This window comes from Aminobacter ciceronei, assembly GCF_014138625.1.
Lineage (GTDB): Bacteria > Pseudomonadota > Alphaproteobacteria > Rhizobiales > Rhizobiaceae > Aminobacter > Aminobacter ciceronei.
This window is the reverse complement of the sequence record NZ_JACJHY010000001.1, coordinates 18409-44151: the sequence shown is the minus strand read 5'-3', so window position 1 is coordinate 44151 and position 25743 is coordinate 18409. Positions and strand designations below refer to the sequence as shown.

Genomic DNA, 25743 nt, shown 5'->3' with positions numbered 1-25743 from the left:
CGGTGCCTTGATGTTTGTGCGGCGTTTGCGTGGATTCGACAGACCAACGATCGCCCGTGCGCTTCCGCGCGCGGCAGTTGCAATGCTGTTGTCTTCAGGCATCCTGGCCGTGGAGACCCAGGGCGCCTCAGCCTTCGAAATCTTCGGGATCAAGCTGTGGGGCTCGTCGAAGGAAGACGACGCCGACGTTGTCGACCCGCTCGACTATGCCGTTACCTTCGAAGTCGACACCACTGACGATGACCTGAAGGAAGCGATCGAGAACGCCTCGCTGCTGAAGGGCGAGGAGGATCGGCCGGTCTCCGGCTCGCTCGGCCTGCTCGCCAAGGCGCGCAACGACCGCGAGCGCCTCGTCGCCGCACTGTTCTCCAAGGCGCACTATGATGGCGTCGTCACCATTTCCATTGCCGGCAAGAATCTCGACGACCTCGCTCCTGACGCCGTCTTCGACGGGCCACAGCCCGTCCCGGTCAGCATTACGGTCCAGCCCGGCTCGATGTTCACGCTCGGCGATATTGTGCTCAAGGGCGATGCCGCCAACATCAGGGGCGCAGATTTCGGCCTGATCGCGGGCGGCAATGCCGCCTCCGACGCCATCCTGAAGGCCGAGGCCGGCATCGTGCGCGCGCTGAAGGAAGAGGGCAGGCCGCTCGCCAAGGTGACCAGCCGGACCATCGTCGCGGATCACGCTACCACCACGCTCGACGTCACCCTCGACGTTGCCGCAGGCCCGATCGCCGGTTACGGCGCAACGACGGTCGAAGGCACCGAGGCGGTCGATCGCGACTTCACCGTTTACATGACGGGGCTGGAACCCGGCCGGAAATACTCGCCCAAGGAAATCGAGGAGGCACGCAACCGCCTCCTGGCGCTCGAAGTGTTCAGCTCGGTGTCGATCAATGAGGCGCTGGCGCTCGATCCGACCGGCAACATCCCGATGGACGTCCGCGTCAGCGAGCGCAAGATGCGCTATTTCGGAGCCGGCGCCACCTATTCCAACACCGAAGGTGCGGGGCTCGAAGGCTACTGGGGCCACCGCAACCTGTTCGGCCGTGCCGAAAAGCTGCGCATCAGCGGTTCGATCGGCCGCATCAGCGACACCACCGAACTCGGCAAGCTCAACTACAATGCCGGCATCATGTTCGAGAAGCCTGGCGTCATCGGGCCTGCCTCGAAGTTCTTCGCCAACCTCAAGGCGTCCTATGAGCACCCCGATGCCTATGACATCTTCTCGGTCAAGGGCAATGCTGGCGTCTCCTACGAGCTGACCAGGCAGCAGACCGTCTCGGCCTCGCTCGCTGTCGACTATTCCGACATCGAGGACGCACTCAATCCGGATGGCAAGCGCTACCTGCTGGTCTCGACACCGCTGCAATATGCCTTCGACAATCGCGACGACAAGCTCAACCCGACACGCGGTTTCCGCGCGCTCGCCTATGTCGAGCCGACCTATGACGCGCTGAACGGCAACGCCTTCGTCAAGCTGAAGGGCGAGGGCTCGGCCTATTACGGCCTTGGCGACCAGAACCGGTTCGTTCTCGCCGGCCGCGTCGCCATGGGTTCGATCCTCGGCGCTGGCCTCGACGACGTGCCGGCCGACCGGCGCTTCTATTCCGGCGGCGGCGGCTCGGTGCGCGGCTACGCCTACCAGGGCATCGGCCCGGAGATCAACGGCAAGCCGACGGGCGGCCTGTCCTATGCCGAGACCTCGGTCGAGATCCGCTACAATTACAACGACAAGATCGGCATCGTGCCGTTCATCGACGCCGGCACGGTTTCCGCCAGGCAGTTCCCCGATTTCGGAACCGTCAAGGTCGGCGCCGGCATCGGCGTCCGCTATCTCACGCCATTCGGCCCGCTGCGTGTCGACGTCGCCGTGCCGCTCAATCCGGGGCCGGGCGACCCCAGCTATGGCTTCTACGCCGGCGTCGGCCAGGCGTTCTGACCGCGATGGTTATGCTGAAGAAAATCCTGCGCATCCTCCGCATCGCGGTTCTTGTCGTGCTGGCCTTCGTCATTGGCGCCACCGCCGTCTTCACGCTGACCTCGAAGGGCCGCGAAAACCTCGCTGGGTTGATCTCCAGCGTCGCCTCGACGCCCGACCAAAAGATCAGGCTGAGCGGACTAAACGGCATCTGGTCGGGCAATCTCCGGCTCGACAACGTGGTCATCGAAGACGCCCAGGGCGCATGGCTCGCTCTGCGCGGCGTCTCTGTGGACTGGTCGCCGCTGGCGCTTCTGTCGCGCACCTTCCGCGCCGGCAGGATCGCCGCCGACCGCATCGAGCTTGCCCGCCTGCCGCAGGGCGGCACGAAGAAGGATAGCAGCGGTGGCGGCCTGTCGTTGCCGGTTTCCGTCGACATCAAGGCGATCGAGTTGCCCGAGATCGCGCTCGGCGAAGCGCTGGCTGGAACCGGCATCGCCGAGCTTGCCGCCAAGGGCATGCTGCGCGCCGACCGTTCGCCGCTGGGCATCGAGACCAAGCTCAACGTTTCGCGCAGCGACGGGAAGCAGGGCGTCGTCGACGCCGACATCGCCTTTGCGCCCGCCGACAACCGCATCGCGCTCAACATCCGCGCCTCTGAGCCTGCTGGCGGCATCATCGCCAATATCCTAAAGCTGCCCAACCAGCCGGCGGTCGAACTCGTCGTTGCGGGTGAGGGGCCTGCTGCCAACTGGAGCGGCAACGGCACCTTCGCCGTCGATGGCAAGGTCGTCACCCGGATTTCCGGCACCCATCAGCTGACCGACAACGGCAACGTCATCTCGGCCAAGGGCGACGGCGCCTTCGAGGATTTCCTGCCCGCAGCGCTCAAGCCGCTGCTCGCCGGCAACACCACTTTCGACGTCGCCGGCACGCGCACGACGACGGGCGGCCTCGACATCGAACGCGCCACCGTCGCCAGCAGCGCGCTGACGGCCACAGCAGCCGGTTCGCTCGATCCGGAAGGTGCCACTGACCTGTCGCTCGACGTCAAGGCCAATGAGGGGCCGATCGTGCTCAGCCTCGGCAGCGATGCCCAGCCGGTCACCGTTGCCATCAACGCCGCCAGCCTGCGCGCCTTCGGCGACGGCAAGGAGCCGGGGGTCGATTTCAGCGCCTCGTTGCTGTCGGTCATCGCCGGCAATACCGAGCTGCGCGACATCGCCGCCGCCGCCCATTCCGAAGGCTTCGACATTGCCAACCGCAGCGGCCCGCTGTCGATCAAGCTCGGCGTCGCCGAACTCAAGACCGATGTCGCCACGCTTGCACCATTGGTCGCCGGCCGTGTCGCGGTCGACATGGCGGGCTCCATCAGCAAGGATCAGGTCGCCGTCGACGAAGGCACGATCCGCAGCGACACGCTCAACGGCGCGCTGAACGCCAAGCTCAACCTGGCTGACCTGTCGCTCGAACTCGGCGTCAGGGCCGACGTAGCTTCCAGCGCGCTGCCGGCAGGCGTCCGTATTGCGCTCGCCGAGCGCACGCAGTTTTCGGCCACCGCGAGCCGCGATGCCGAAGGCAGCTTCGCCGCCAACGCCATCGAATTCACCTCGGGCGCGCTCACCGCCAGCGGCACGGCCCGCATGAAAGGCACCGATGTCGATGCCGACCTCGAGGGTTCCTTCGCCGACATCTCGCTTCTGTCCAAGGATGCCAAGGGTGCGGTGGATTTCGCCCTGACCGCCAAGGGCGCGCGCACCGCCCCCGACATCTCACTGACCGTCACCAGCGACCGCATCGAAGCGGCGGCGCGCGAAATCACCGGGCTCAGCCTGAAGGCAACAGGCAAGGTCGACCCGGCCAACCCGGCCGCCAATGTGGCACTTTCGGGCAACGTCGCCGGTCAACCGCTCCAGGGCAGTGCCGTGCTCGCCACATCAGACGGCAAGCGCGAGATCAAGGGCCTGTCGCTGTCGCTGGGCGAGAACAAGCTGTCGGGCGACCTGGTCCTCGACCAGGATTTCGCGCCGCTCGGCACGGTCACCATCAACATGCCCGATATCGGCCCACTTGCAGCACTTGCGCTCGAAAAGGCCGAAGGCGATCTGCGCGGCAAGATCGACTTCACGCGTTCAGGCGATGTCCCGCAGGCGCGCCTTGAACTGGGCACCGCTTCGCTCAAGCGTGGCGATCTCGCCGCCAATGGCGTTTCCATCAACGCCGACATCCTCAACTACCTCAAGGCGCCGGCGATCTCTGGTACGATCAAGGCCAAGTCGGTGACCTCGGGCAAGACGGTCATTTCCGGCATCGATGTCGACCTCAAGCGTGATGGCGAATGGACCGGCTTCTCCGGTGGCGCCACCGTTGCCGACATTCCGGCCAAGGCCGCCGGTCGCGTCAAGCTCGCTGGCGGCACCACCACCATCGAGCTCGCCTCGGGCGAAGCCGTCATGCGTGGCATCAAGGCCGCCATCGCGCGGCCGACGACGGTTTCGATATCAGGCGGTACGACGAGCCTCGACAAGCTTGCGCTCAATCTCGGCGGCGGCACGGCGACTGTCTCCGGCACGGCGGGCTCGGCGCTCAACCTCAACGCCACGCTGGCCAATGTGCCGGCTTCGCTTGCCAATTCCTTCGCGCCTGGTCTTGGTGCCGCCGGTTCGATCTCGGGTACGGTCAAGGTCTCGGGCGCTGCCGCCAATCCGACAGTCGGCTACGACCTCAAGGTCGCGGGTGCCGCGACCGCACAGACAACGGGGGCCGGCTTCGGCGCCATGAACATCGGCTCGACCGGCACTTTCGCCGGTGGCAAGCTCACCTTCCAGTCGACGATCAGCGAAGGGTCGGGCCTCGCGATCAAGGGGGGCGGCAGTGTCGTCACCACTGCCAAGCCGGTGGCGCTCGACCTCAATTTCCAGGGGCCCGTGCCATTCCAGTTCCTTGGCCGCACGCTGGCCGCCCAGGGCATGGCGCTGAACGGTTCCGCCGACGTCAACGTCCAGGTGCGCGGCCCCGCCACGTCACCTGTCATCGGCGGCAGCATCCGCGCTTCCGGTGCGCGGCTTCTGATTGCTCAGTCGGGCATCGCCATCAACGACATCAATCTCGACATCGGCATTGCCGCCGGCGTTGCCCGTATCAACCGCCTGACCGGCGCGCTGTCGACGGGCGGCCAGCTCACCGCGAGCGGTACTGTCGGCACCAATGCGGCGCAGGGGTTCCCGGCCGACATCTCCATCAAGCTGACCGACGGTCGCTACACCGACGGCCGCGTCGTCACCGCCAATCTTGGCGGCGACATCGCGATCAAAGGACCGCTGGTTTCGGCGCCGGTGCTGTCGGGCACAATCAATCTGGCACGCACCGTCATCAGCATTCCGGAAAAGTTCCCCGGCGCGCTGACCGCCGTCGACGTCAAGCACAAGAACGCGCCCAAGGCGGTCGTCGCCCAGCAGGACGCGATGCGTCCGCCGGCGAAGGCCAGCGGAGGCAGCGGCGCGCTGATGCTCGACGTCACCGTCAACGCGCCCAACCAGATCTTCGTCCAGGGCCGTGGTCTTGACGCCGAGCTCGGTGGCTCGCTGCGCCTGTCGGGCTCGTCGGCATCGCCGCAGGCGGTGGGTGAGTTCACGCTGCGCCGTGGCCGCCTGTCCATTCTGGGCAAGCGACTCAACTTCACCCAGGGTTCGGTCGGTTTTTCGGGCTCGCTCGTGCCGACGATCAACTTCGCCGCCGAGACGACAGCCGGCGACGCCACCGTCACCATCGGCATCTCGGGCGAGGCCAACAATCCGAAATTCGCCTTCTCCTCGGTTCCGGCTTTGCCGGAGGACGAAGTGCTGGCGCGGCTGATCTTCGGCCGTTCGATGTCCAATCTGTCGCCGCTGCAGATCGCCCAGCTTGCCGACGCCGCTGCCCAAATGGCCGGCATCGGTGGTTCGACGTCGCTGCTGTCGAGCCTGCGTGCGACGCTCGGCGTCGACGACCTCGACATCAAGACTAACGAGCAAGGTGATACTTCGGTTGCCGTCGGCAAGTATCTGAACGACCGTACCTATCTGTCGATCGAGGCCGGCGACCAGCCTGGCTCGGGCAAGGCGACGATCGACCTGAATGTCGGCCGCGGCGTCAAGCTGCGCGGCCAGGCGACGGACTCCGGCGAGGCCAAGGGCGGCATCTTCTACGAGAAGGAATACTGAGCGGGCTGCCGCTCGGGTAACCCCTGCGCTGACATATCAGGCGATGTGTCGTGGCAATGCCGGCGATTGTCGGAACCCGGGCATATTAGCTTGGGGCGAAGATTCCGACGAATCCGCAACGCATTACCATTTTTGCGCCAACTCTGTCGCTATCACGCGAACTGCTCTCCGTTCAAAATTGCAGACTTACCTATGGGAACGATGACGTCCGACCGTTTTGACAACGGCAATCGGATGCGAAATGGTAACGTTACAGCTGCAATGGGAGACGGAAATGACATTCTACAAGAGCAACTCTGATCTTGTTCCCGGCCACATCCGTGAGCTGGCAAGTGCTGTCGTAGACGGCAAGATGGACCGTCGCGAGTTCCTCGCGATGGCAACGACCTTTGGCGCATCCGCAGCCATGGCCTATGGCATGATCGGTCTTGCCATGCCTGTCGAAGCCCAGGCGCAGGAAGCCAAGAAAGGCGGCGTCCTGAAGGTTGCACAGTGGATCAAGGACCCCAAGGATCCGCGCAAGGCGGACTGGTCCGAGATCGCCAATGCCGAGCGCCAGGCGATCGAGCCGCTGGTCAAATACACCGACAAATACACCTTCGAGCCTTATCTGCTGGCCAGCTGGGAAGTGAATGACGACGCCACCGAATATGTCCTGCATGTCCGTCCGGGCGTGACCTGGTCGAACGGCGATGTGTTCAACGCCGACGACGTGATTTTCAACTTCACGCGTTGGGCCGACAAGAGCGCAGAAGGCAATTCGATGCCAGGCCGCCTCGGCACGCTGGTCGACGAGAAGACCGGCAAGCTGCGCGAGGGCTCGGTTGAGAAGGTCGACGACATGACGGTCAAGCTCAAGCTGACCACCTCCGACATCTCGATCATCCCGAACCTCTGCGATTATCCCGGCCTCATCGTCCACAAGACCTTCGATGAGAAGGGCGGCGACTTCAAAGCCTGCCCGATCGGCACCGGCCCGTTCGAGCTCGTCTCCTATGACGTCGGCTCGAAGGTGGTCTACAAGCGCCGCGAGGACAACAAGTGGTGGAACGGCGAGGTCTATCTCGACGGCGTCGAGCTGATCGACTACGGCACCGATCCGGCCGCCATGGTCAGCGCCTTCGAGGCCAACGAAGTCCACACCAACTTCGAAACCTCGGCCGACTACGTGTCGATCCTTGACGGCCTCGGCCTGGTCAAGTCGGAAGTCGTGACCGCGGCGACCATCGTCGCCCGCACCAACGTCGCCAACAAGCCCTATGACGACCAGAAGGTGCGCCAGGCGCTGCACAAGGCCGTCGACAACGCGGTCGTGCTGCAGCTCGGCTATGGCAATGCGGGTGCCGTCGCCGAAAATCACCACGTCGCGCCGATCCATCCGGAATATTTCGAGCTGCCCAAGCAGGCCCGCGATCCGGCGGCGGCCAAGGCGATGATGGCGGAAGCCGGCCAGGCCGACTTCGAGCATGAGCTGATCACCGTCGACGAGGACTGGCACAAGAACACCGGCGACGCCATCGCCGCCCAGCTGCGCGAGGCTGGCATCAAGGTCAAGCGCACCGTTCTGCCCGGCTCGACCTTCTGGAACGACTGGACGAAGTACCCGTTCTCGATGACCAACTGGAACATGCGCCCGCTCGGCGTGCAGGTCCTGGCGCTGGCCTACCGCACCGGTGAAGCCTGGAACGAAAGCGCCTGGTCGAACCCTGAGTGGGACAAGAAGCTGAACGCCGCACTTGCCGTCGCCGACGTCGCCAAGCGCAAGGAAATGATGAAGGACATCGAACAGACCCTGCAGGATTCCGGCATCATCATCCAGCCGTTCTGGCGCAAGCTCTACAACCACTCGGTCGCTGCGGTGAAGGGTGGCGGCATGCATCCGACCTTCGAGCACGATTACGGCAAGGTGTGGCTCGACGAGGCCTGAGCCGGGCCGCAATTCAGGGAGGGGTGTCCTGCACCCCTCCCGCCTTCCGCAACCGGGTTGATCGCCACGGACCCCAAACCCACAAAGGCAGGGGACGCCAATGCTATCCTTCATCTCGCGCCGCCTCGGCACCATGGCACTGACCATGCTGTGCCTGACCCTCGTGGTGTTCTTTCTCATCAATCTCGAGCCCAACCTGAAGAAGCTGGCGATCAGCCAGACCAAAATGCGCACGACGGCCGAACAGCTCGAAAGCTGGCTGCAGCGCAACGGCTACCGCCAGAACTTCTTCGTCCGCTACGGCCAGTGGCTCGGCGTCGTCCAGAAACAGCCCAATATCGACCCGGCCACCGGCCAGGCGGTGCCGCGTTTCCGCTTCTGCAACGAGGCGGCGGAGCCGACCTATTCCGGCATCCTGCAGGGCGATTTCGGCTGCTCGACCAAATTCAAGACGCCGGTTGCGACCAAGCTGTTCCCCGCACTCGGCGCCACCGGCATCCTGATGTTCTGGGTGCTCGTCACCATGGTGCCGATATCGCTGTTGATCGGCATCCTCGCCGGCATGCGCGAGGGCTCGCGCACCGACAGGACGCTGTCGGTCGCCTCGATCGCCACGACCGCGACGCCTGAATATGTCTCGGGCGTCATCTTCACCGTCATCTTCGCCTCGTGGCTGGGCTGGCTCAACGGCTCGGCGGCCTCCGCCAGCCAGGGTATCACCTTCTACAACTTCACCTTGCCCGTCATGACGCTCGCCATCTACGGCATCGGCTACATCGCCCGCATGACGCGCGCCTCGATGGTCGAGGTGATGACCCAGCAATATATCCGCACCGCCCGGCTCAAGGGTCTGTCCTTCGGCAATGTCGTGGTCAAGCACGCGCTGCGCAACGCGCTGATCGCGCCGTTCACCGTGATCATGCTGCAGTTCCCCTGGCTGCTCACTGGCGTCGTCATCGTCGAGGTGATGTTCCGCTACCAGGGGTTCGGCTACACGCTGGTCGAAGCCGCCGGCAACAACGACATCGACCTGTTGCTCGGCTGCTCGCTGGTCTCGGTCTTCATCGTGCTGATCACCCAGCTGATCTCGGATGTCGGCTACGCCTACCTCAATCCACGCATCCGCGTTCAGTAGGGAGACAGCCGCATGCAGCTCGAATATATCGGCGCCTTCCAGGTTGTCCTCGGCGTGCTCGCCCGCTTCTGGCCGGTGTGGTTGGCGATGGCCATCGTGCTGGTCGCTAGCTTCAACTTCCGCAAGCATCTCGGCCTCTACGGTCAGCTCTTCGATTCGGGCGTCGGTATCGCCGGCGTCGGCATCTGCTTCTTCTGGCTGTTCACGGCGATCTTCGCCGCCAAGGTTGCGCCCTTCGATCCGCTCAGCCAGATCCCTGTCATGAAGGACGCGCTGCCCGGTGCCATCGAACCCGCGTCGAAGCAGGTCTATCTGTTCGGCGGCGACAAGCTCGCCCGCGACGTGTTCTCGCGCATGGTATTTGGCAGCCAGATCGTGCTGATCATCGCACCTGCCGCGACCGCCTTCGCGCTGATGGTCGGCATCACGCTCGGCCTGCCGGCCGGTTATTATGGTGGACGGATCGACTCGTTCCTGTCCTTCCTCGCCAACCTCGTGCTCGCCTTCCCGGTGATCCTTCTGTTCTACCTGCTGGTCACCCCCGGCATCATGGACACGCCGATTCCCTATGCCATGGCCGGCGTGTTCTTCCTGTTCCCGATCATCTTCTTTTCTGTGCTGTTCTACACCCGCTTCAAGAGCCGGCCCGAACGTATCTACCTGCTGCTCGGGCTCACCCTGCTGCTCGGCGGCTGGGTCTATGTCGGACTGGTCTTCAACGCAGACCCGCTCGGCATCATCTCGATCGATCCCAACCAGCTCAACATCTTCGTGGCCGTCGTCTTCGCTTCCAGCCCGGGCGTGTTTCGCATCGTCCGCGGCCTGACCATGGACATCAAGACGCGCGACTACGTCGCCGCCGCACAGACCCGCGGCGAGACGCCCTGGTACATCATGCTGTGGGAGATCCTGCCCAACGCGCGTGGGCCGCTGATCGTCGATGCCTGCCTGCGCATCGGCTACACCACCATCCTGCTCGGCACGCTCGGCTATTTCGGCCTCGGCTTGGCACCCGAAAGCCCGGACTGGGGTACCGCGATCAAGGACGCCAGCCGCCTGCTGCGCTCCTTCATCCACCCGGCATTGCCGCCGACAATCGCGCTGATGTCCTTCGTGCTCGGCCTCAACCTTCTTGCCGATGCGCTGCGCGAACAATCGATGAAGGACTGAAGGAGAGCGTCATGAACGAGACCGTCAGAAACGCCACCGCCCAGGAACCGATCATCGAGATCGAAAACCTGTCGATCTCGTTCTTCACCCGTCGCGGCGAGATCCCCGCCGTTATGGACTTCTCCTGCACCGTCATGCCGGGCGAGGCGATGGGCATCGTCGGTGAAAGCGGCTGCGGCAAGTCGACAGTGTCGCTCGGCATCATGCGCGACCTCTCCAACATCGGAAAGATCGTCGGCGGCCGCATCAAGTTCCAAGGCAAGGACATGGGCGACATGTCCGAGGACGAGCTGCGCTCCATCCGTGGCAACAAGATCGCCATGATCTACCAGGAGCCGATGGCCAGCCTGAACCCGGCGATGAAGGTCGGCCAGCAGCTGATGGAAGTGCCGATGATCCACGACAAGGTGTCGAAGGAGGAGGCCTACAAACGCGCACTCGAAATGGTCCGCTCCGTCAAGCTGCCCGACCCCGAGCGCATGATGCGCTCTTTCCCGCACCAGCTCTCCGGCGGCCAGCAGCAGCGCATCGTCATTGCCATGGCGCTGCTGTCCAATCCGGCGTTGCTTTTGCTCGATGAGCCGACGACAGCGCTCGACGTCACCGTTGAGGCCGGCATCGTCCAACTGGTCAAGGGGTTGGGCAAGCAGTTCGGCACCTCGATGATCTTCGTGTCGCACAATCTCGGCCTGATCCTCGAGACCTGCGACCGCATAACGGTGATGTATTCGGGCGAGGCGGTGGAAACCGGCTCGATCAAGGACGTCTTCGACCGGATGCGCCACCCCTATACGCAAGGGCTGTTCCGCTCGATCCCGCTGCCCGGCGCCGACAAGAACTCGCGCCCGCTGGTTGCCATTCCCGGCCAGCTGCCCTTGCCGCACCAGCGTCCCAAGGGCTGCAATTTCGGCCCGCGCTGCCACCATTTCGTCGAAGGCGTCTGCAACGCCGCCGAGATCCCGATGATCCCTGTGGCCGGCCATGACGGCCATTTCAGCCGCTGTGTGCGCTTCAACGAGATCGACTGGGCTGCGATGCCGCCGGGCGCCGAAAAGAAGCACGAGCCGGTCAAGCCGGGCGCGCCGGTGCTCAAGATCGATGACCTCAAAAAATATTACCGCGTCGGCGGCAACGAGGTCTTCGGCGGAGCCGAGGGCAGGGTTGTCAAGGCCAACGAGACCATCAGTTTCGAGGCGCGCGAATCCGAAACCGTCGCCATCGTCGGCGAAAGCGGCTGCGGAAAGTCGACGCTCGCCAAGGTGCTGCTCGGCCTTGAGACCGCGAGTTCCGGCAAGGTGCTGCTCGGCAACAAGGAGATCCAGTCTACCGGCATCGAGGACCGCGACGTCGCCACCGTCGCGTCGATCCAGATGGTGTTCCAGAACCCGTTCGACACGCTCAACCCCAGCCATTCGGTGGGCTCGCAGATCGTGCGCACGCTGGAGAAGTTCAAGGTCGGCAAGACAGCTGGCGACCGCAAGCAGCGCATGCTGGAGCTGCTCGACCTCGTCAAGCTTCCACGCGCTTTCGCCGAACGCATGCCGCGCCAGCTGTCGGGCGGGCAGAAGCAGCGTATCGGCGTCGCCCGCGCCTTCGCGGGCCAAGCCAGGGTCGTCGTCGCCGACGAGCCGGTTTCTGCACTCGACGTCTCCGTTCAGGCGGCCGTGACCGAACTTCTGATGGACATCCAGCGCAAGTCGAAGACAACGATGCTGTTCATCAGCCACGATCTCAGCGTCGTGCGCTATATCGCCGACCGCGTCGTGGTCATGTATCTCGGCCACATCGTCGAGCAGGGCACCACCGACCAGATATTTTCCCCGCCCTATCACCCCTACACCGAGGCACTGCTTTCGGCGATCCCGATCGCCGACACGTCGGTGGTAAAGAAGCACATCGTGCTCGAAGGCGACATCCCCTCGGCGATGAACCCGCCGTCCGGCTGCCCGTTCCAGACCCGCTGCCGCTACAAGAGCCAGGTGCCGGGCAATCTCTGCGAAACCCAGGTGCCGCCGGTGCGCGAGTTCGGCGATGGCCACCAGATCAAGTGCCACCTCCCGCCCAGCGCCTTCGACGCCATGGAACCGGTCATCAGCCTCGGCAAGGGCGCGACTTCAGGCGCGCACGACATTACGCCGGAGGCGTGAGGGGCGGGCGGTTGGAGGAACTTGACGGGCAGGTGACACCGTCGGTTTGACCAGGTGAGAGCGTGGCGAGGTTCTCCTCGCTCGCTTTTTTAACACCAATCGCCAAGCGGAACTCCCGCAGAACGCCTAGCCGCGATCCTTCACACCCCCCTCTGCCCTGCCGGGCATCTCCCCCACAAGGGTGGAGATCAGGGCGTCATCTGCCCTGCAACCAATCACCAACATAGCCGACAGCACGGGCAGTCCTTGCAACTTCTCAGGACGAGCGCCGCCGGCGACGTGACTGATCTCCCTCCTTGTGGGGGAGATAGCCGGCAGGTCAGCGGGGGGTGTGACGGATCGCAGCGCCAAAGGTTGGCTTCGTGGGGCACGCTCGACGCTCACCTGTCAGCAACTCTGACGCGCGCAACCTGCCTTCTCCCGCATCGGGTGAAAGTCTCACCAACGCCCCACCTATCCCCACGGAAGCGAACGCCCCAGAATCGTCAAATCATGACCAAAATAATCATCTTATTTTTGTGTAAAAGCAGATACTTACGCAAAAAATTGACCAATTGATAAAAAAACAGAACGTGCTACGCTTCCTCAAAATGAGAATAAATTGGGGAACTGGAATGGCAGAAGGTCACTTCAAGGAAGGCATCGTCGGCGGCCGCCTTGCGCCTGCACAATACGCCGACAATTTCTCCGACCTGCACCCGCCGCTCGACCATCACGAGGCGCTGGTGGAGTCCGACCGGTGCTATTTCTGCTACGATGCGCCCTGCATGCAGGCTTGCCCGACATCGATCGATATCCCGATGTTCATCCGCCAGATTTCGACCGGCAATCCGATCGGATCGGCCAAGACGATCTTCGACCAGAACATCCTCGGCGGCATGTGCGCGCGCGTCTGCCCGACCGAAACGTTGTGCGAGGAGGTCTGCGTCCGCGAGGTCGCTGAAGGCAAGCCGGTGCAGATCGGCCGCCTGCAGCGTTATGCCACCGATGTGGCCATGGCGCAGGGCAAGCAGTTTTACAGCCGCGCCGAGCCGAGCGGCAAGACGGTCGCCATCGTCGGCGCCGGCCCGGCGGGCCTTGCCGCCGCACACCGCTTGGCGCGCCACGGCCACGACGTGACCATCCTCGAGGCGCGGCCGAAGTCGGGTGGTCTCAACGAATACGGCATTGCCGCCTACAAGAGCACCGACGATTTCGCCCAGGCCGAAGTCGACTACGTCACCGCGATCGGCGGCATCAAGACCGAGAACGGCAAGGCGCTCGGCCGCGACTACCATCTCGCCGATCTCACCGCTTCTTATGATGCGGTATTCCTCGGCCTCGGCCTTGCCGGCGTCAACGCGCTGCGCGCCGAAGGCGAGGACGCCTCGGGTGTCTCCAACGCCGTCGACTTCATTTCGACGCTGCGCCAGTCGAGCGATCTCGCGGGCCTGCCGGTCGGGCGCCGCGTAGTCGTCATCGGCGGCGGCATGACAGCGGTTGACGCTGCCGTGCAGTCCAAGCTGCTCGGAGCCGAAGAGGTGACGATCTGCTACCGCCGCGGCCAGGAGCATATGAATGCCTCGGAATTCGAGCAGGATCTGGCGGCAGCCAATGGCGTCGTCATCCGTCACTGGCTGCAGCCGAAGAAGGTCATCTCCGAAGGCGGCAAAGTCGTCGCCATCGAACTCGAATACACTGCGATGAAGGGCGACAAGCTCTCCGGCACCGGCGAGACCGTGCGCCTTGCTGCCGACCAGGTGTTCAAGGCGATCGGCCAGAGTTTCGAGCCTTCGGCGCTCAACGGCAGTGGTCCATCGGTTGCCATGGACGGCGGCCGCATCAAGGTCGACGGCGAAGGCCGCACGTCGCTCGCCAAGGTCTGGGCCGGCGGCGACTGTATTGCGGGAGGCGACGACCTGACCGTCTCGGCTGTGGCGCAAGGGCGCGACGCGGCTGAATCCATCCACCGCGCCCTGGTCGGCTGAGGGAGGACAAGATGGCAGACATCCGCAACAATTTCGTCGGCATCAAGTCGCCCAATCCGTTCTGGCTGGCGTCCGCCCCGCCGACCGACAAGGCCTACAATGTCGTCCGCGCCTTCAAGGCGGGCTGGGGCGGCGTGGTCTGGAAGACCTTGGGCGAAGAAGGCCCGCCCGTCGTCAACGTCAACGGTCCGCGCTATGGCGCGATCTGGGGCGCCGACCGGCGCCTGCTCGGCCTCAACAACATCGAGCTGATCACCGATCGCGACCTGCAGACCAATCTGCGCGAGATCAAGCAGACCAAGATGGAGTGGCCTGACCGGGCGATCGTCGTGTCGCTGATGGTGCCCTGCGTCGAGGAAGCCTGGAAAGCGATCCTGCCTGTCGTCGAGGAGACCGGCGCCGACGGCATCGAGCTTAATTTCGGCTGTCCGCACGGCATGTCGGAGCGTGGCATGGGTGCCGCCGTCGGCCAGGTGCCCGAATACATCGAAATGGTCGTGCGCTGGTGTAAGGCGAACACCCGCATGCCGGTCATCACCAAGCTGACCCCCAACATCACCGATGTGCGCAAGCCGGCACGGGCGGCACTCGCGGGCGGCACCGACGCCGTGTCGCTGATCAACACCATCAATTCGATCACCGGCGTCGACCTGGACAACTTCGCGCCGATGCCGACCATCGACGGCAAGGGCTCGCATGGCGGCTATTGCGGTCCTGCGGTCAAGCCTATCGCCATGAACATGGTGGCCGAGATCGCGCGCGACCCAGAGACCGCGGGCCTGCCGATCTCCGGCATCGGCGGCATCACCACCTGGCGAGATGCTGCCGAATTCATGGCGCTGGGCGCCGGCAACGTGCAGGTCTGCACCGCCGCCATGACCTATGGCTTCAAGATCGTGCAGGAGATGATCGCCGGCCTCGAAAACTGGATGGACGAGAAGGGCCACAAGTCGCTCGACGACATCGTCGGCCGCGCCACGCCCAATGTCACCGACTGGCAGTATCTCAACCTCAATTACGTCGCCAAGGCGCATATCGACCAGGACGCCTGCATCAAGTGCGGCCGCTGCCACATCGCCTGCGAGGACACCTCGCACCAGGCAATTACCAGCATGCTCGACGGCGCGCGCCATTTCGAGGTGATTGAGGAAGAGTGCGTTGGCTGCAATCTCTGCGTCAATGTCTGCCCGGTCGACGGCTGCATCACCATGGAACCGCTGGCCGTGGGCGCCATGGACAAGCGCACCGGAAAGCCGGTGTCGCCGCACTATGCCAACTGGACGACGCACCCCAACAATCCGATGGCCAAGGTGGCGGCGGAGTAGGGGCGGCAAACCATGGACGACAGGAGCGAGATCGTTGAACTCGCTCTTGCCTGGGCGGAGGCGATCGTTGCCAACGATGCTGCCGCCATCGGCCCCTTCATGGCCGACGACTGGGTGATCATCGGCCCCGACGGCGCGACCGCCAGGGCGGATTTTCTTGGCCTTGTCGCCTCGGGCGATCTCACCCACGACATGATGCATACGGTCGGCGATGCCAGGGTCGCGTTTTACGGTGCGACTGCGGTCTACACCGCCCGGGTGATCAACAACGGTCATATTCGCGGACAGCGTTTTGCTGCCGACGAATGGACAAGCGATGTCTTCGTTCGCGACGGAAACAGCTGGAAATGTGTGCTCAGCCGCGTGAAGCCGACAGCACAAAGTGCGGCCGATGACGACTGACAGTCGCTCCTGCCAACTGAGCTGAATGCCCGCTCGACAGTCTCGACAGAGGCGCGCCTGTGCCGATATCGTCGCGGCGAGCGAAGGGGGGCAGGCAATGCGTTTGATCGGGGCTGGGGTGATGATCGCGGCGAGCCTGCTTTCGCGTGGGGCGTGGGCCGACGATCTTCAGTCGCTCGACCTCGATGCGCTCGACAAGGCCGAGGTTGACGGCTTTCTCGGCAGATGGCGGATCCGCAACGAGGCCGGCGACAGGAGCTGCGATGTCGTGCTCGAGCGCGAGATGACCATCGGCGGCTTGCAGATCGATGTCGACCCGGCCTGCGCCAAAGCCTTTCCTGTTATGGACGAGATTGCCGCCTGGCGTCTCAAGGAAGGCTGGGCCATCGACCTCGTCGACGCCGTCAGGCAGATGCGCCTGCGTTTCTACACACCCGACGTGACCTACATCGCGGCACAGGAGATCGATGGCATCTTCACCATCGAGCAGCTGCCGAAGAAGTGAGCCGTGGACGGTTTTTCCCAGATTGTTCGCATGCGCCTATTGCGGATATTATTTATCCGCGATATTACATATCCACGATAAGGAGACTACGATGAAGCTCGGTGATGGCGTGGAGGCGGCGATCCATTGTGCGGCGATGCTGGCCGGCGTCGATGGCGACGGCACGCTGCCCGCCAATGCCATGGCCGAAGCCTTCGGCCTGTCACCGAGCTACCTGCTCAAGCACTTGAAGGCGCTGACGGCGGCGAAGGTGCTGGAATCGCTGCCGGGTCCGAGTGGGGGCTACAGGCTGGCGAAGCCGGCCGAGCAGATCACGCTGCTCGACATCGTGCTGGCGGTCGAGGGCAGGGAGCCGGCGTTCCGCTGCGGCGAGATCAGGCAGAAGGGTAAATATGCCCTCGACCCCTCGGCCTATGTGAAGCCCTGCGGCATAAATGTCGCCATGCTCAAGGCCGAGCGTGCCTATCGCGCCGCACTTGCAGGCACAAAGCTGTCCGACATCGTCTCCGACTTCAGCGAGAACACCGACCAGCGCATCGTTGCCGCCAGTTGCGCATTCGTCGCGCTGAACCAGCGGCCGCAAAAGAGAACCATCAACGAAAGGAAGATACCGTGAAACCAAGGATGAATTTCTACACCGCTGCACCTGACCTGACGAAGCTCTTGGTCTCGCTCAACACCGCAATCAATGAATGCGGCCTCGAGCACAGCCTGCTGCACCTGATCAAATTGCGCGCATCGCAGATCAACGGCTGCTCCTATTGCGTCGACATGCACAGCCGCGAGGCCAAGCAGGATGGCGAGACCGAGCAGCGCCTCTGGCTCGTTGCGGCATGGAAGGAATCACCGCTTTTCAGCGAGCGTGAGCGCATGGCCTTTGCCTGGACAGAAGCGGTCACCAACATTGCGGATGCCGGTGTTCCGGCCGAGCTTTATGCCGAGGGGCAAAAGCACTTCTCCGGTGAGGAACTGGTCAAGCTCACCATGGCGGTCGGTATGATCAATACCTGGAACCGGCTTTGCGTGACGTTCCATGCCGTCCATCCGGTCGCCGACGCCAAGGCCGCCTGAGTTTTCCAGCCTTCCCAAAAAATCAGACGTATTTTCAGCGGTCGCCGATGGCGGCCGCGCAAGGAGCTGTGCATGTTCGAAACTGATATTTCCGTGCTTACCGCAGTCGGCCGTCTTTTGCTCGGCGGCGCCTTCGTCTTTGCCGGACTGCGCAACACTGCCAACACCAAGCTTTTGTCTGGCATGATGACTGCGCGCGGCGTACCGCAGGCCCATCTCGTCCTATGGGCCGGGATCATTCTGCAAATCGTCGCCGGCCTGATGCTGGTCGTCGGCTTTCACGCCGCCTATGCGGCCGCGGCCCTGATCGTGTTCCTGATTGCCGGGACGCTGATGTTCAACAATTTCTGGGATCATCAGGGCCCGGATCGCGCCTCGCGAATCAATGGCGTGGTCAGCAACGTGGCGCTGGCCGGCAGTTTTCTGATGGTGATCGCAACAGGCGGTTAAGCCGCTTTGCAGCGAAGGAACAGATTCAATCTGTGCTGCCAAGTCATGCCAGAAAAAGTGCTTTCCTGATTTGAGAAAGGCCTGTGGTCAGCGGCGTTGCGCTCTTCAAACAAGGTGAAATCACCTTGTCCGGACACGAAAACGCCTGCATCGGGACGCCTCTGATGTTTCAATGAACGCTGCAGCCTGTCCTCATTGGCGGGCCGCCAAGCCGACGGCGAAGACGAGACACGCCATGACCAGAACGCCCAAGAAAAGCGAAACGCTGGAAATCCGGATTCCGCACGAAACCAAGCAGGCCCTGATGGCCCGCAGTCGGGCAGAGGGGAGGCCGGCCAGCGAGGTCGTGCGCGGTTTCATCGACGCCTATCTGTCCGAAGCGGCATGTTCAACCCCCTCAGCATGGGACAGAAACATGACCAGACTTCGCCTCTACGCCCGGCCATCCATGGCCCTTTTTGCCACCCTCGTCGCCGTAGGCGGCGTCGGGCTCGCCGTCTCGCCAGCCACCGCACTGCCGGACCTCCAGGTCGCTTTCAAGGAAGCCGACGCCGATGGCAATGGCGCGCTCAGCGCCGACGAGTTTGGCGGAACATTGTCAAGAACCTTCCGGATCGGGCCAGCGGCCAATACGGCCGAACCGCCGGCACCGCCCAAGGCTGACAAGGCCCAGCCGGGACTGATGTTCGTCATGCGTGCGGCACCCGAGACGGGGGACAAGCCGGTGGTATTGTCAGTGCGCGTGCCCGACAGCGGCGGCGCCAAGGATCGCGCCGGCCAGTTCAGGACAATGGATCTCAACGGCGACGGCAAGCTGAACTTCGAGGAGTTCGAGGCGCATCACCGGGCGCTGGTCGACCGGGCCTTCGCTGCCGTCGACGCTGACAAGGACGGCTTCCTGTCGCCGGGAGAGGTCGGTGGTGACGGCGATCGCGCTGATCTCGTTGCCGCCTTCGACCGCGACGCCGACGGCAGATTGTCGCCCCAGGAGTTCATGGCGCCGAAGGAGTAGTGGGTGACGGCGCTCCGGCCGCCGTGGCTGGAGTGCCAAACCGTCCCAAGGACGCGCAATCGCGCCTCCGAGAGAAGACCCACGGCCTTGTGTTCGAGCAGGATCGCTGGAAACGACACGGAAGTGGCGTGATAGCGCGGTCAGCCAGCCTTCGGCTTGAGCCCTTCGAGGAACAGCTGTTCGAGAAACCGGGCGGCATCCTCGAAGCGGCCGTCGCCGCCACGGTCCGGGCCGAGCACGGCGCGGACCTGGACGTCGAAATCGGCATAATGCTGGGTCGTCGCCCAGATCGAGAAGATCAGGTGCCAGGGGTCTGTCCTGGCGATCTTGCCGGCCCGCATCCAGCCTTTGATGACCTCGGCCTTCTCGTCGACGAGTTCCTTCAGCTCGCCCTCCAGCATCGGCATGATGCGCGGCGCGCCTTGCAGGATTTCATTGGCGAAGAGCCGGCTCTCGCGCGGATAGTCGCGCGCCATTTCGAGCTTGCGCCTGATGTAGCTGCGCAACTCGGTCATCGGGTCGCCGATGTTGTCGAGCTCCTTCAGCGGCGCGAGCCAAGTGTCGAGCAGCCGGTGCATCAGTGTCTCGTGGATGTCTTCCTTGCGCCTGAAGTAATAGAGCAAATTGGGCTTCGACATGCCCGCCGCCTCGGCGATCTGGTCGATGGTCGAGCCACGGAAGCCGTTGGTCGAAAACACCTCCAGGGCGGCTTCGAGGATGACCTCACGCTTCTCTTTCTGGATGCGGGTGCGGCCGCGCGGTGTCGAGCCTTCCATGGTCATGACATCCCGCATTGGAGGGTGGACGGAGATCGCATCTGGACCAATCCGCTGGACCAGTTCTTGCCGACCTGTGGAGCGCGCCTCAGAAGCCGCATTTCCGGTAGTAATCCCTTGACCGCCAATGCGGCGGTGCTAACGTTTGTCCATTCGGTCAAAAAATTGCGTAGCATGAAAACGCACCGAAGACCAAGCGTTGGCCGTACCTAAACAGGGGAAGAAAGGAAAGCTTGGTCATGTCGGACAGGCTCAAAGTTACGCCCAACGATCTCAGCGCATTCTGGATGCCGTTCACCTCGAACCGGCAGTTCAAGCAGTCGCCGCGCATGATGGTTGCGGCCAAGGACATGCATTACACCTCGAGCGACGGCCGCAAGGTTCTCGACGGCACCGCCGGTCTCTGGTGCGTCAATGCCGGCCACTGCCGGCCCAAGATCACCGAGGCGATCCAGAAGCAGGCGGCAGAGCTCGACTATGCGCCGGCCTTCCAGATGGGTCACCCGATCGTCTTCGAGCTGGCCAACCGCCTCGTCGACATCGCGCCCAAGGGCATGGACCACGTCTTCTTCACCAATTCCGGTTCGGAATCGGTCGAAACCGCGCTCAAGATGGCGCTGGCCTATCACCGGGTGAAGGGCGACGGCGCGCGCACCCGCCTGATCGGCCGCGAACGCGGCTATCATGGCGTCAATTTCGGCGGCATCTCGGTCGGCGGCATCGTCACCAACCGCAAGATGTTCGGCACGCTGCTTGGCGGCGTCGACCACATGCCGCACACCCACCTGCCGGCCAAGAACGCCTTTACCAAGGGCGAGCCGGAATATGGCGCAGAATTGGCCGACGAACTCGAGCGCATCGTCACGCTGCATGACGCCTCGACAATCGCCGCCGTCATCGTCGAGCCGGTCGCCGGCTCCACCGGCGTGCTGATCCCGCCGAAGGGTTATCTGCAGAAGCTGCGCGACATCTGCACCAAACACGGCATCCTGTTGATCTTCGACGAGGTCATCACCGGGTTCGGCCGTCTCGGCACGCCGTTCGCGGCCGACTATTTCGGCGTCATCCCCGACATCATCACCACCGCCAAGGGCGTCTCCAACGGCGTCATCCCGATGGGTGCCGTGTTCGTGAAGAAGGAGATCCACGACGCCTTCATGACCGGCCCCGAGCATATGATCGAGTTCTTCCACGGCTACACCTATTCGGGCAATCCGATTGCCTCGGCCGCGGCACTCGCCACGCTCGACACCTACAAGGAAGAGGGCCTTTTGACCCGCGGCGCGGAGCTTGCATCCTACTGGGAGGAGGCGCTGCATTCGCTCAAGGGCGAGCCGCATGTCATCGACATCCGCAACATCGGCCTGATCGGCGCGATCGAGCTGCAGCCGATGGCTGGCGCGCCGACCAAACGTGCCTTCTCGGCCTTCGTCAAGGCGTTCGAGCGTGGCGCGCTGATCCGCACGACCGGCGACATCATCGCCCTGTCGCCGCCGCTGATCATCACCAAGGGCCAGATCAACGAGCTGATCGACCACGTCCGGGAAGTGCTGAGGATGGTGGATTGACCTACCAGGCGCGGCAGCAGGCGACGAGCGAAGTGCTCGTCGACGACGACAGGGTCCGCGTCACGCGCTGGGATTTCGATCCCGGCGCGGAAACGCGTTGGCACCGCCATGGCATGGACTATGTCGTAACGACGATCACGCCTTGCGCTTTCCTGCTGGAAGAGCCCGGCGGCGGCACGCGACGCGTCGACATGGCTGCCGGCGTCGCCTATAGGCGCGACGAGGGCGTCGAGCACAATGTGGTCAATGCCGGCGACAAGCCAATGTCGTTCGTTGAAGTCGAGTTGAAAGCATAAGGGTCCGAACCATGTCCGCACCAGGCGAAAATCTACGAATCAATTCAGAGCGTTTGTGGGATTCGCTGATGGAAATGGCGAAGATTGGCCCCGGCATTGCCGGCGGCAACAATCGCCAGACCCTGACCGACGAGGACGGCGAGGGCCGCCATCTGTTCAAGAAATGGTGCGACGCGGCCGGGCTTGAAATGGGCGTCGACGAGATGGGCACAATGTTTGCCCGTCGCGAAGGCACCGATCCCGATGCGCTGCCGGTGTATGTCGGCAGCCATCTCGACACCCAGCCGACGGGCGGCAAGTTCGATGGCGTGCTCGGCGTGCTTGGCGGCCTCGAAGTGATGCGCACGCTCAACGACCTCGGCATCAAGACCAGGCATCCGATCGTCGTCGCCAACTGGACCAACGAGGAAGGCACGCGTTTTGCCCCCGCCATGCTGGCATCTGGCGTATTCGCCGGCGTGCTCGACCAGGATTATGCCTACGCACGCACCGACGCCCATGGCGCGCGCTTCGGCGACGAGCTCGAGCGCATCGGCTGGAAGGGCACCGAGAAGGTCGGCGCCCGCAAGATGAAGGCCTTCTTCGAGCTGCATATCGAGCAGGGGCCGATCCTCGAGGACGAGGACATCGACATCGGCGTCGTCACCCACGGCCAGGGCCTGAAGTGGCTGCAGGTGACGCTGACGGGGCGTGAGGCCCATACCGGCTCGACGCCGATGTACAAGCGCCGCAATGCCGGGCTCGGTATGGCGCGGGTGACCGAGCTGGTGCACGAGATCGCCATGGACTACCAGCCCGACGCCGTCGGCGCCGTCGGCCACATGGAGGTCTATCCGAACTCGCGTAACATCATCGCCGGGCGAACCGTCTTCACCATCGACATCCGCTCGCCGGAGAAGGAAGTGCTCGACGCCATGGACGGGCGCATCCGCGAGGGCATCGCCACGATCTGCGAGGCGCTTGATATCTCCTACGAGATCGAGCAGGTCGGCCATTTCGACCCGGTCGCCTTCGATGAGAGCTGCGTCAAGGCCGTGCGCGACGCCGCCGAGCGGCTCGGCTACAGCCACCGCGACATCGTTTCGGGTGCCGGCCACGACGCCTGCTGGATAAACCGCGTCGCGCCGACGGCGATGGTGTTCTGCCCATGTGTCGACGGGCTGAGCCACAACGAAGACGAAGAGATCTATCCGGAATGGGCCGCCGCTGGTTGCGACGTGCTGTTCCACGCCGTGGTCGAGACCGCGGAGATCGTTGAGTGATTCTTTGGGCCGACATCTCCACGCTCGCAGCCCTTTCCCATCACGGGGAAGGGCGGCTTGCGCTTGGCCTGCGTGGAGTGTCTGCCGTTACATGATGTGAAACTTTGCTGAAGCGCTCGCAAAGAAGCGCGGCAACAATAGGGGAACTGAACAATGACCAAAGTCATCCGAAACGGCACCATCGTCACGGCCGACCGGACGTGGAAGGCCGACGTGTTGATCCAGCATGGCAAGATCGTCGCCATCGGCGAGAACCTGCATGCCGACCACGAGTTCGACGCCACTGGCTGCTACGTCATGCCCGGGGGCATCGACCCACACACCCATCTCGAAATGCCGTTCATGGGTACTTATTCGGCCGACGACTTCGAGAGCGGCACACGCGCGGCGCTGTCCGGCGGCACGACCATGGTTGTCGATTTCTGCTTGCCGTCGCCTGGCCAGTCGCTGCTCGAAGCGCTGCAGATGTGGGACAACAAGACCTCCAAGGCCTGCTCCGACTACTCGTTCCACATGGCGATCACCTGGTGGGGCGAGCAGGTGTTCAACGAGATGGCTCAGGTGGTCGACAAGGGCATTACCTCGTTCAAGCACTTCATGGCCTACAAGGGCGCGCTGATGGTCGACGACGACGAGATGTATTCGTCGTTCAAGCGTTGCGCCGAGCTCGGCGCGCTGCCGCTGGTCCATGCCGAAAACGGCGACGTCGTCGCCCAGCTGTCGGCCAAGTTGCTGGCCGAAGGCAATAACGGCCCCGAGGCGCATGCCTATTCGCGGCCGCCCGAGGTCGAGGGCGAGGCGACCAACCGCGCCATCATGATCGCCGATATGGTGGGCTCGCCGCTCTATGTCGTGCACACCTCCTGCGAGCAGGCGCATGAGGCGATCCGCCGGGCCCGCCAGAAGGGCATGCGCGTCTATGGCGAGCCGCTGATCCAGCATCTGGTGCTCGACGAGACCGAATATTTCAACAAGGACTGGGATCACGCCGCACGCCGGGTGATGAGCCCGCCCTTCCGCAACAAGCTGCACCAGGATTCGCTGTGGGCCGGCCTCCAGGCGGGTTCTCTCCAGGTGGTGGCTACCGACCATTGCTCGTTCACGACGGCGCAGAAGCGCACCGGCGTCGGCAATTTCACCAAGATTCCCAATGGCACCGGTGGTCTTGAGGACCGCATGCCGGTTCTGTGGACCAAGGGCGTCAACACCGGCCGGCTGACGATGAACGAGTTCGTGGCAGTGACCTCGACCAACATCGCCAAGATCCTCAACATGTACCCGAAGAAGGGCGCCATCGTCGAAGGCGCTGACGCCGACATCATCGTCTGGGATCCGAGGCGCAAGAAGACCATCGCCGCCAAGACCCAGCAGTCGGTGATCGACTACAACGTCTTCGAGGGCATCGAGCTGACCGGCCTGCCGCGCTTCGTCTTCACCCGCGGTGAACTGGCGATCCAGGAGCACGAGGTCAAGGTTCATCCCGGCCATGGCGAATTCGTCGCCCGCGAACCGCATGCAGCCGTCAACCGGGCGCTGTCGCAGTGGAAGGAGATCACCGCGCCGCGCAAGGTCGAACGCACGGGCATCCCGGCGACCGGAGTGTAGGCCCCTGCGGTTCGCAGGCTATTTCCATGTACCGAACAGGGATGGCGACCGCATGGCGGTCGCAAGGATGGCACCGGGACGACAACCGGGTTCTGCAAGCCAGCAAAAACATCCCGATCAAGTGGACGCCTACCTCAACTTCGGAGAGGATGGCATGATGTGGGGTAAAGTCGGGCAATGCTCATGACAGTCAATCAAGCCACGGCGACGCGTGTCGATCAGAACGCCGTCGTAGAAGCCAGACAACTGGGGCTGACCTTCCAGACCAATGACGGCCCGGTGCGGGCGCTGTCGGACGTCAATCTGACCATCAACAAGGGCGAGTTCGTCTCCTTCATCGGCCCTTCGGGCTGCGGCAAGACGACCTTCCTGCGTGTCATCGCCGATCTCGAGCAGCCGACGGAAGGGAAGATTTCGATCAACGGCATGTCGCCCGAGCAGGCGCGCGAGGCGCGCGCCTATGGCTACGTGTTCCAGGCGGCGGCACTGTTCCCGTGGCGGACGATCGAGAGCAATGTCGGCTTGCCGCTCGAGATTATCGGCCTGCCCAAGGCCGAGCAGCAGGAGCGCATCAAGCGCACGCTCGACCTGGTCAATCTCTCCGGTTTCGAAAAGAAGTACCCTTGGCAGCTTTCCGGCGGCATGCAGCAGCGCGCCTCGATCGCACGCGCGCTGGCCTTCGACGCCGATCTATTGCTGATGGACGAGCCGTTCGGCGCACTCGACGAGATCGTGCGTGACCATCTCAACGAACAGCTGCTCCGGTTGTGGCGGCAGACCAACAAGACGATCTGCTTCGTCACCCACTCGATTCCCGAGGCTGTCTACCTCTCGACCCGCATCGTCGTCATGTCGCCACGCCCGGGCCGGGTCACCGACGTGATCGAGTCGACGCTGCCCAAGGAAAGGCCGCTCGACATCCGCGAGAGCCCGGAATTCCTGGCGATCGCCGCGCGCGTCCGCGACGGGCTGCGCGCCGGCCATTCCTACGAGGATTGA

20 protein-coding genes are annotated in these 25743 nt (G+C 63.6%); 19 read left to right on the top strand and 1 reads right to left on the bottom strand.

Annotation, left to right across the window (positions count from 1 at the left end; translation table 11 throughout):
* Positions 1-82 precede the first annotated feature (82 nt).
* From HNQ95_RS00180 to HNQ95_RS00115, 14 genes are all read left to right on the top strand, one after another.
* Entirely contained in the window at positions 83-1945 is a 1863-nt protein-coding gene (locus HNQ95_RS00180; protein WP_246340502.1) for an autotransporter assembly complex protein TamA, read from the top strand.
* 11 nt (positions 1946-1956) lie between these two features.
* A complete protein-coding gene (locus tag HNQ95_RS00175) occupies positions 1957-6126 on the top strand; it encodes a translocation/assembly module TamB domain-containing protein (protein WP_312870900.1) in 4170 nt (1389 codons plus the stop codon).
* Between the two features lie 274 nt (positions 6127-6400).
* Positions 6401-8053 carry an ABC transporter substrate-binding protein gene (locus tag HNQ95_RS00170; protein WP_067960245.1) on the top strand — a complete coding sequence of 551 codons (1653 nt, stop codon included), beginning with the start codon at positions 6401-6403 and terminating at the stop codon, positions 8051-8053.
* A gap of 100 nt (positions 8054-8153) precedes the next feature.
* On the top strand, positions 8154-9188 hold the full coding sequence (locus HNQ95_RS00165) for an ABC transporter permease (RefSeq protein WP_182573210.1): 1035 nt from the start codon (positions 8154-8156) through the stop codon (positions 9186-9188).
* 12 nt (positions 9189-9200) lie between these two features.
* A complete protein-coding gene (locus HNQ95_RS00160) occupies positions 9201-10358 on the top strand; it encodes an ABC transporter permease (protein WP_067960251.1) in 1158 nt (385 codons plus the stop codon).
* An 11-nt stretch (positions 10359-10369) separates the two neighbouring features.
* Entirely contained in the window at positions 10370-12505 is a 2136-nt protein-coding gene (locus tag HNQ95_RS00155) for a dipeptide ABC transporter ATP-binding protein (protein WP_154386328.1), read from the top strand.
* Positions 12506-13119: 614 nt separating this feature from the next.
* Complete coding sequence (locus HNQ95_RS00150; RefSeq protein WP_067960259.1) at positions 13120-14472, top strand: NAD(P)-dependent oxidoreductase; 1353 nt, start codon at positions 13120-13122, stop codon at positions 14470-14472.
* 11 nt (positions 14473-14483) lie between these two features.
* The gene (gene preA / locus HNQ95_RS00145) at positions 14484-15797 is read left to right on the top strand and encodes an NAD-dependent dihydropyrimidine dehydrogenase subunit PreA (RefSeq protein ID WP_067960262.1); all 1314 of its coding nucleotides are present in this window, start codon (positions 14484-14486) and stop codon (positions 15795-15797) included.
* Positions 15798-15809: 12 nt separating this feature from the next.
* Positions 15810-16199, top strand: a complete 390-nt coding sequence (locus HNQ95_RS00140) for a nuclear transport factor 2 family protein (RefSeq protein WP_182573209.1) — start codon at positions 15810-15812, stop codon at positions 16197-16199.
* A gap of 97 nt (positions 16200-16296) precedes the next feature.
* Positions 16297-16704 (top strand): AprI/Inh family metalloprotease inhibitor, encoded by a 408-nt coding sequence (locus tag HNQ95_RS00135; RefSeq protein ID WP_182573208.1) that lies wholly within the window; start codon positions 16297-16299, stop codon positions 16702-16704.
* Between the two features lie 91 nt (positions 16705-16795).
* Complete coding sequence (locus HNQ95_RS00130) at positions 16796-17320, top strand: RrF2 family transcriptional regulator (RefSeq protein ID WP_182573207.1); 525 nt, start codon at positions 16796-16798, stop codon at positions 17318-17320.
* An 8-nt stretch (positions 17321-17328) separates the two neighbouring features.
* Positions 17329-17775, top strand: a complete 447-nt coding sequence (locus HNQ95_RS00125) for a carboxymuconolactone decarboxylase family protein (protein WP_210283696.1) — start codon at positions 17329-17331, stop codon at positions 17773-17775.
* 72 nt (positions 17776-17847) lie between these two features.
* Entirely contained in the window at positions 17848-18225 is a 378-nt protein-coding gene (locus HNQ95_RS00120) for a DoxX family protein (protein WP_182573205.1), read from the top strand.
* Positions 18226-18640: 415 nt separating this feature from the next.
* Positions 18641-19237: an EF-hand domain-containing protein gene (locus tag HNQ95_RS00115; RefSeq protein WP_210283690.1), complete on the top strand. Its 597-nt coding sequence runs from the start codon at positions 18641-18643 to the stop codon at positions 19235-19237.
* A 140-nt stretch (positions 19238-19377) separates the two neighbouring features.
* Here the strand turns inward: HNQ95_RS00115 and HNQ95_RS00110 are convergent, their stop codons facing one another.
* Positions 19378-20013 carry a TetR family transcriptional regulator C-terminal domain-containing protein gene (locus HNQ95_RS00110; RefSeq protein ID WP_154386372.1) on the bottom strand — a complete coding sequence of 212 codons (636 nt, stop codon included), beginning with the start codon at positions 20011-20013 and terminating at the stop codon, positions 19378-19380.
* Positions 20014-20252: 239 nt separating this feature from the next.
* Between HNQ95_RS00110 and aptA the strand changes: the two genes are divergently transcribed.
* The 5 genes from aptA to HNQ95_RS00085 all read left to right on the top strand — a co-directional run bounded on the left by aptA (position 20253) and on the right by HNQ95_RS00085 (position 25743).
* Positions 20253-21581, top strand: a complete 1329-nt coding sequence (gene aptA / locus HNQ95_RS00105; protein WP_067960270.1) for an omega-aminotransferase AptA — start codon at positions 20253-20255, stop codon at positions 21579-21581.
* Positions 21578-21877 carry a cupin domain-containing protein gene (locus tag HNQ95_RS00100; RefSeq protein WP_067960273.1) on the top strand — a complete coding sequence of 100 codons (300 nt, stop codon included), beginning with the start codon at positions 21578-21580 and terminating at the stop codon, positions 21875-21877. The genes aptA and HNQ95_RS00100 overlap by 4 nt, the downstream gene beginning before the upstream one ends.
* Before the next feature lie 11 nt (positions 21878-21888).
* Entirely contained in the window at positions 21889-23139 is a 1251-nt protein-coding gene (locus tag HNQ95_RS00095; RefSeq protein WP_067960275.1) for a Zn-dependent hydrolase, read from the top strand.
* Between the two features lie 153 nt (positions 23140-23292).
* The gene (gene hydA / locus HNQ95_RS00090; protein ID WP_154386323.1) at positions 23293-24744 is read left to right on the top strand and encodes a dihydropyrimidinase; all 1452 of its coding nucleotides are present in this window, start codon (positions 23293-23295) and stop codon (positions 24742-24744) included.
* Between the two features lie 177 nt (positions 24745-24921).
* Entirely contained in the window at positions 24922-25743 is an 822-nt protein-coding gene (locus tag HNQ95_RS00085; RefSeq protein ID WP_182573203.1) for an ABC transporter ATP-binding protein, read from the top strand.